Consider the following 7,496-nt stretch of genomic DNA (forward strand, 5'->3'; position numbering starts at 1 on the left):
GTTGCGGTCCCGCATGCCGCATAACTTCTGCGTCGTATCGGTATCCACAGACTTACCGCAACTGACAGGAGCCTGGCCGACCATAGAGAGCCGTACTAGAGACAACCAAGCCCCTGTCAGTTGCCCTCTCATATCGCCGCCGGAGAGAGGGAGACCGGTAAGGAGCGGGTGATGGACAACCGCTGACTACAGATTGTCTTGGGCGCCGATCTGCGGCGGCACTACTTGCCCGGCTTACACAAGTCCGCCAGATCCGCTGGCGGCCGGTTGAACTCTTTTTCCAGCACACTCACTGAATGCACTCGAAAAAGCCCGGCAAGGGGATGCCGGGAAGATCTACGACGCTCAATGGTGAAGTGCGCTGACTGGCAGTGAGCGTGAGTACAGCGCTTGGTCCTTGCGATCCGAACGGTCGGAAAAGTCCGCCATAAAAGAATCAAAAGAACTTGTGCGCATTGAATTAGCGTGTGCCACCCTTGCCCGTATCATCTGAAGTTCATGAGGGGTCGGGTTGAGATACGCAGCGACCAGGGCGTCATGCAGCAGCGAAGAGATCGATCTGTTTGTGAGTTTTTTAAGTTCAAACAGCACATCCCGATCTTCTTCAGATAGGTGGACTGACTGGGTTTTATCTTTCTTGCCTGCCATTGGGGGAATCTCCTATGCGGCCTTACCGGTGGGTTCGTCTTCGCGGCGGGCTTTCAGCTTTCTGCCCGAGTGGATTTCGAGAACACATTGAATCGGGTAAGAGAAACCGCCTGCTGACTTCATCTGAGACACCCGCGCATCACTCATCTCAAGCGCCTCAGCAATGGCTCGACTGGTTTTGTAATACACAATGGCATCTTCGAAGGTCATGCTTGCTCAACTCCAACTCAATTACGAGACAAAGTTTAGAAACGTTAAACCCAAGAGTCAAGGAACTCTAAACCACCAAAGTTTAGAATCTTTAAATATGGAAATTAGCGACCGCATCCGGCGGCGAATGAATGAGCTCGGCCTAAAGGCTGTAGATATCGTCAACCGCACCGGCCTCACCAAAGGTACTGTTAGCCAGTGGGTTAACGGGCGTACCAATCCGAGTGGTGAAAACCTCCAGAAGCTCTGCCGCGTACTGAAATGCTCACGAGAGTGGATTCTGTTTGGAGTTGGACACCCGGATAGCAGCCTTGCAAAAGAGGAAGGCCACAAACAATACGCGGTCCAAACATCCAGCGAATGGAAAGAGGCTGTGCCTGTAATTCGCCAGGGGTTCTCGGCGGGTCATGGGTCGGACGGCGACGTTATGGAAGATTTGTTCGATGGCGAGGAGCAGGTTGATCTAACCCGCCTAGAGAAACTTGATATTCAGCCCGGGAACGCCCGAATTATCAAGGTAAAGGGCGACTCTATGTGGCCGACGCTTTGGGATGGCGATCGAGCCCTTGCGGATACCTATGTGCCACACCTGATTAGCGGCAAGATCTATGCGTTTTTCTGGGATGGAGAACTAAAGGTGAAGAGGTTCACCAAAAAGATGGATGGGACCTGGCTGGTGGCGAGTGATAACAAGGACAACCCGGAATATACCGACGAGGTTATCTCTCCGCATAACGCGCAGCAGCTCAACATCATAGCCAGAGTAAAAGATCTTTACTCGCGCGAATTGTAAAACAAAACAGCGCTCAGTAAGCAGTCGGGCCAAGGAGGAAACGACAATGAAAAAGACAATACTCGCACTCACTCTCTCGCTGGTCGCAGGCGTCGCTTCCGCTGGTTGTGTTGGCTCCGGAAGTCTCCAGACCTGCACCGACAATAGCGGGAATTCTTACACGGTTAACCGTATAGGTAATACTACATTTACCAACGGCTATAACTCGAACACTGGGTCTACATGGGACCAGACGTCAACAACCATAGGAAACACAACGTTTCACAATGGCCGTGCTGCCGATGGTGATTCCTGGAGCGGAACAAGCACCCGGATTGGCGGTACGACTTTCAATAGCGGTATTGATAGTGACGGAAATCCTTACAGCAGTACCTGCAATTCCTACGGGTGCAACTGAGGCAGCCCCGCCATGAGAACATATTACCGATATTCACACCCCGTCTTCGGCGAAAAGATAGTCTCTAGCAGACCGCGATTATTAGGACTTCTCTTTCCCGCTCTTTGGGCTATTTTCCACCTTAGGTGGGGTCTTTTGGTTGGGGTCATACTTATCCAAGCGTTTATGACGACCATCTTGAATGCCGTTTTTTTAGAGGCTGGCTTCGGAAGCGGACTGCCAAGAGAGGCGGCTGAAAGCTCATCATGGCTTGTGGCAGGGGCGCTCGGGTCCCTGGCTGCTGGGGTAATGGTGAGTATTAACGCGCCGGACTATATCAGAAGGAGATTAGAAGAAAGAGGGTTCGAGCTTAGTCAGAGTGGGGATTTTCATACGAAAGATGAAGCGATTGCTCGATGGGCTTCAGAATAAGCAAAAACTATTTGCTACAGCGACGGGCTGCAGTAGCACCTGCGCATCATATAGATGCAAATAGGTGGTGAAATATGCGCACTTACTATTTATACACACATCCGCGCTATAAAGACCGTATCATCTCAGATCGTCCGCGGGTTATGGCTTTTTTATTTCCGGTACTATGGTGTCTTGCATACCGGCAATGGGGGCTTTTCTTTGCAACGCTCCTTGGGGAAATTGTTCTGACGTTCATATTTTCAGTTCTGCTCTATAGCCTCGGCTTCGGGGAAGGTGCTTTGCCGCCTCGTGAGCGAGAGAATGTGACATGGTTCGCGGGAGGGCTAATAGCATGGCTTCCGATTGGCGCCCTAATGCTGTTCATATCCGGAGCTCGCGTTCGGGCATGGCTTGAAATACGAGGCTTTGTTTGCCGCGCGAGTGGCCAATATAGAAGCAAAGATGCAGCGCTAGCCGCCTGGCCATAACCGCGATCGTTATGCCTACAAGCCCGCCACCCGGCGGGTTTTTTATTGCCTACCCCTCCCCTCAATCACCAAAGTTTAACTAATTTAAACTTTTCTCTTGACCTAAAAGTTTAACGTTTCTAAACTTTTAATCATCGAGTAGGGCGTTACCCCTGCCAGGCCAAGAAGCGCAATCCTAAATCCCGGAGCGTGGAGCCTGTCCGAACTGAGCCTCTGTATAGCAAGCCAGTAGGAGTGCCGGGCGTGTCTGACCACGTTTATTTCCAAGAGCGCAGGTGCGCCTGTGCTGCTGGAAACGAACAGGAGACCGTCATGGAAGCGACTAACCCGAAACGTGCGCATATCAAGCGCACCATCAATTACGGCGTTAAGACCAACGCTGAGCGGCTGGAGCAGTATTACCGCCGCAAGCAGTTCCGCCGTGATTACCCGAATACCCATTTCCAGATCACTGTTTTGAAACCGGAGGACTGAGCCATGTCATTCGAAGCGAAAGAAGAATCCTACTGGAACCGCATCGACGCTGAGTTCGAACGGAACGAGCGTGAAGTAGAGCTCTACCACGAAGCTATGGCCGAGAAGATCACCCAGTTCAACGAACAGGGGTTCCTCTGGGTCGGCAGCGAGCTGTACGACCTTGACCGCGCACAGGAAGCAATCTGGCAGAGCGACGAATACAGCGAGCATTTCACTGCCAAGCAGAAAGCTGAAGGCGCAGAACTGGAGAAGCTGGCTCGTGAATACAAAGGGCTATACGAAAGCCTGCTGCACCGCTCGATAGAGGATATCGCGGATAAGGCGATTGAGGCGGAGAAGGCAGAGGCTGAATCGGATGTGGAGGAAGCGGCATGAACACCATCGAACAGAAAGTACACACCCTGCTGGAACTGGCCATGGCGTTAACTATGGCTGGTAAAGCCCAAGCGTTTGTCAGTTTTGAGGCCCACATCAACGGCGTCAGCTATCACGCCTACCCCGTCGATCAGCGCCATGCTGACGGCGTTAAACGGGTTTATCTTGTGGATATGCAGGCCGTATACATGGATCGACCAGACGCTGAGCAGAGGCTGGATAAAGCAATCGCCGAGTTTCAGGCACTAATGCAGGAGCAAGCGGCATGAATGCGTCAGTAAATCCTTTCGACATTGAGCCGGCCACAGAGTCGGCTTTTTTACGCCCCGGATTCTATCCGAGCCTGAGCAATGCCGAGTATCACGCTGGCCCAGGCATCAGTAAATCCGGGCTGGATTACATCGCACACATTCCGTCCGCCTACAAATGGGCACAGGAGGCACCGGTCGATGAGGAAAAGCTGAAAGCAATGGACTTCGGCACCGCCCTTCACTGCCTGCTGCTCGAGCCTCACAACTTCGACAGTGAGTTTGCAGTCGCACCAGAGCTGAATATGCGCACGAACGCAGGCAAGGAGGAAATGGACGAGTTCAAGGCCGCGAACGCCGGAAAGATCATCATGACCCACGGCGAGCACCGCCAGCTGATGATCATGCGCGACAGTGTTTTTGCACACCCGACGGCCCGCTGGTTGTTCGAGCAGGACGGGACCAACGAGGGCTCGATTTACTGGACCGACGAAGAGACTGGCGAGCTGTGCCGGTGCCGTCCGGACCGGATGCTGAAAGACCGGCCAATCATCATCGATGTGAAGAAAGTCGATGGCATGGAGCGGTTTGAGAAGCACGTTGAAGAATTTAGATACCACGTCCAGGACGCTATGTATTCGGACGGTTTTTTTCACCACTTCGGCGAATGGCCGCAGTTCATGTTTCTGGCAGTCAGTTCAAGCGTCAGCGCCGGGCGGTACGCGGTCGATGTCGTGGACCTCCCGGATGATTGGAAGCATGTCGGCGCAGAGCTGTACCGCCGCGACCTGAACACCTACCACCAGTGCCGTCAGGATGATGACTGGCTGCACGTCAGAACACTCAGACGCCCCCGCTGGGCGGCTTATAACGATTAACGGAGACGATCATGACGCAGAGCAACGTCGCTACGCTGCATCAAGAGCACCAGTCGCAAGATATGTCTGCACCCTACGCCACCCATACCGCAAACATGCTGATGAGCCCGCAGATCATGGGCCAGATTCAGAAGTTTGCCGAGGTTATGGCGACGGGTAAATCAACAGTGCCCAAACACCTGCAGGGCAGTATGGGTGATTGTATGGCGGTAACCATGCAAGCCGCTCAATGGGGTATGAATCCGTTTGCGGTTGCGCAGAAAACACACTTGGTGAATGGCGCCCTGGGATATGAAGCTCAACTCGTGAATGCGGTAATCAGCTCGTCCCGGGCCATTACCGGCCGGTTCAAATACGAGTACGGCGGGGACTGGTCAAAGCAGAACTCTCAGGACGCTTGGGTGCGGGTTGGAGCTGTGCTGGCTGGTGACCAGGATATTACCTGGGGTGAGCCAGTATCCCTTCATACCATCACCACCAAAAACAGCCCGCTCTGGAAGACCAACCCGAAGCAGCAGGCCGCCTACCTCGCGGTTAAGTATTGGGCTCGCCTCTACTGCCCTGATGTGATTCTCGGTGTTTATACGGCGGATGAGCTGCATGAGGTTCAACCGCGCGAGCGCGAGATCAACCCGCAGCAGCGCCCATCCACTTCACTTAAGGCGAAGCTCGAAGAGCCTGAAGATGTTGAGCCGGAGCAGTCGACAGGTCCAGCCATGCCCGACTTTGACGAGCCAGCCCAGTCAGCAGCCGATTACACCAGCGCCCTCCAAACAATGATCGATGGAATCAATGAGTGCTCAAGCATTGATGAGCTGAACCAGTGGGGCGCTGATATTGCGGAGTTCACAGAGGCTAATCCGGCTGCGGATGTAGCCTCGGTTCGCCGGGCGTTCGGCACCAAAAAGAAATCACTTCAGGAGGCATAACCCATGTCCGCAGCAGAAAAACTTGAATACCAAGACGTTGATCTGATCAGCGTTGATTCAGCGCCCGCAAAAATCTCGGTCAACTACGAAGAAGTGCGCACCGAACTGGAGCGTCGCCTGGAAAAATACGATGTAGTGGTCACCGCTGACACCCTGCCGGATGCAAAGAAACTCCGGGCTGAACTGAACAAAATGGCCAAGGAGTTCGATAAGCGTCGCCGGGATGCCGTTGAAGCCGTGTCTGGCCCGATCCGCGTTTTCGAGGATCAGATGAAATCCCTTGCCTCCCTGAGCAAGGATGGCGGCGCTAAGCTCGATGTGCAGATCAAGAAGTTCGAGGCCGAAACGCTGGCTGAAATCGAGAAGCAGCTGATGGACGCACGGGGCGCTGAATGGGAAAAGCTCGGCATCCAGGGTGAGTTTCGCCAGGCCAGTATCGATGACCTTGTAAAGCTGGGTGCAGCAACAAAGGCGGGCAACCTGTCCGGCTCAACCGTTAACGAACTGAAATCCCGCGTTCAAGCTGACAAACAGCTCCAGCAGCAGACTGAAATGCGCCTACTGCACCTGGAAAACCAGTCATACAAAGCCGGTCTATCCGCCCCGCTCACCCGGGCACACGTCGAAACCTTCCTCTTCGCCGATGATGACGAATACGAACAGCGCCTGGCTTCTGTGATGGATGCCGAACTGAAACGCGAGGAAGTGGCTCAAGAGCAGATGCGCAAGAAGCTGGAAGCCGACCACCAGCGCCAGTTGCGCGAAGCTGAAGCACAGGCCAGCCGTGATCAAGAGGCGCGAGAAGCTGGTGAGCGTATGCAGCAGGCGGAAGCTGCCCGCGCAGAGCTACAGCAACACAAGCCCGAACCCGCGCCTGAACTTGAACCGGAGCCAGTCCCTGAAGCGGCACAGATGTACGCCTACGGACCCCTGCTGGATCCGCGCAGTGCCACCAAAACCACCGATACCCGGGAAAACGTCGAAACCATTGCAGCCAAAAACAGCAATGAGCCAGTCGGCATCTGGGTACCCGGTCAACTGATCGCCATCGTCTACGGCGGTGAAGTGTTCCGGAAACAGTAATCGATCAATCCGCCAGTGCGCCGGTCTACGCGGCGTACAGGCGGAGAGAGAAAGAATTGCAGGAGTCGTTTTGACACAGACAGCAACCGAATCAAGGGGGGGGCAATAAGCCACGCGGCATGAACGTCGCCAAAGCCAAGGCTCGGGAAGCCGCCAAAACCGGCGCCGGTCCTTGCGATTGCCCTTATACCGCTAAAGCCTGGAAAGCAGTCTGGCTGAGCGAACTTGAACGATCACAGCAACTATCGCTGTTTTGAGGAGATAACCATGTACCACTTCAAGAATGCCGTGTTTTACCGCTTCCAGCCCGATGCTGATTTCAGCGATCAAGTATTGCAGGAAGCCCTGGACGGAAAGCCTTTCCAGACTCGCAGCCGCCACGAACACAAGCGTATTGGCTGGGACTCTCCGGCACCAGGATTGATTGATAGCCGGGTGTTTACCAGCAGCGGCGCTCACGCTATTTCGCTACATATCGAAGAGGCCATATTGCCGGCCGCTGCCGTTCGAAAAGCACTGAGCGAAAAGATCGCGCAAATTGAGTCGACGGAAAGCCGAAAGGTATTCAAGAAAGAGC

Annotated in this window: 10 protein-coding genes; 8 read left to right on the forward strand and 2 right to left on the reverse strand. The window is 54.1% G+C overall.

Annotation, left to right across the window (positions count from 1 at the left end):
* Positions 1 to 345: 345 nt before the first annotated feature.
* Both G403_RS0120030 and G403_RS0120035 read right to left on the reverse strand, forming a co-directional pair.
* On the reverse strand, positions 346 to 648 hold the full coding sequence (locus G403_RS0120030; RefSeq protein WP_027855568.1) for a hypothetical protein: 303 nt from the start codon (positions 646 to 648) through the stop codon (positions 346 to 348).
* Between the two features lie 12 nt (positions 649 to 660).
* Positions 661 to 858, reverse strand: a complete 198-nt coding sequence (locus G403_RS0120035) for a hypothetical protein (protein ID WP_027855569.1) — start codon at positions 856 to 858, stop codon at positions 661 to 663.
* A 97-nt stretch (positions 859 to 955) separates the two neighbouring features.
* On the opposite strand from G403_RS0120035, the gene G403_RS0120040 reads away from it, so the two are divergent.
* From G403_RS0120040 to rdgC, 8 genes are all read left to right on the forward strand, one after another.
* The gene (locus tag G403_RS0120040) at positions 956 to 1,651 is read left to right on the forward strand and encodes an XRE family transcriptional regulator (protein ID WP_027855570.1); all 696 of its coding nucleotides are present in this window, start codon (positions 956 to 958) and stop codon (positions 1,649 to 1,651) included.
* 1,590 nt (positions 1,652 to 3,241) lie between these two features.
* Positions 3,242 to 3,403, forward strand: coding sequence for a hypothetical protein (locus G403_RS25400; protein ID WP_156899752.1), 162 nt, complete (start codon positions 3,242 to 3,244; stop codon positions 3,401 to 3,403).
* A 3-nt stretch (positions 3,404 to 3,406) separates the two neighbouring features.
* Complete coding sequence (locus G403_RS0120055; RefSeq protein ID WP_027855572.1) at positions 3,407 to 3,781, forward strand: hypothetical protein; 375 nt, start codon at positions 3,407 to 3,409, stop codon at positions 3,779 to 3,781.
* On the forward strand, positions 3,778 to 4,050 hold the full coding sequence (locus G403_RS0120060; RefSeq protein ID WP_027855573.1) for a hypothetical protein: 273 nt from the start codon (positions 3,778 to 3,780) through the stop codon (positions 4,048 to 4,050). Before G403_RS0120055 ends, G403_RS0120060 begins: the two co-directional genes overlap by 4 nt.
* Positions 4,047 to 4,907, forward strand: a complete 861-nt coding sequence (locus tag G403_RS0120065; protein ID WP_051299344.1) for a PD-(D/E)XK nuclease-like domain-containing protein — start codon at positions 4,047 to 4,049, stop codon at positions 4,905 to 4,907. Before G403_RS0120060 ends, G403_RS0120065 begins: the two co-directional genes overlap by 4 nt.
* An 11-nt stretch (positions 4,908 to 4,918) precedes the next feature.
* Positions 4,919 to 5,836: a RecT family recombinase gene (locus tag G403_RS24090; RefSeq protein ID WP_051299346.1), complete on the forward strand. Its 918-nt coding sequence runs from the start codon at positions 4,919 to 4,921 to the stop codon at positions 5,834 to 5,836.
* 3 nt (positions 5,837 to 5,839) lie between these two features.
* On the forward strand, positions 5,840 to 6,919 hold the full coding sequence (locus tag G403_RS0120075; protein WP_027855575.1) for a DUF1351 domain-containing protein: 1,080 nt from the start codon (positions 5,840 to 5,842) through the stop codon (positions 6,917 to 6,919).
* A gap of 267 nt (positions 6,920 to 7,186) precedes the next feature.
* Positions 7,187 to 7,496, forward strand: a 310-nt coding sequence (gene rdgC, locus G403_RS0120085; RefSeq protein WP_027855558.1) for a recombination-associated protein RdgC, incomplete at its 3' end; no start/stop codon positions are given.

The organism is Marinobacterium litorale DSM 23545, from assembly GCF_000428985.1.
Taxonomy (GTDB): domain Bacteria; phylum Pseudomonadota; class Gammaproteobacteria; order Pseudomonadales; family Balneatricaceae; genus Marinobacterium_D; species Marinobacterium_D litorale.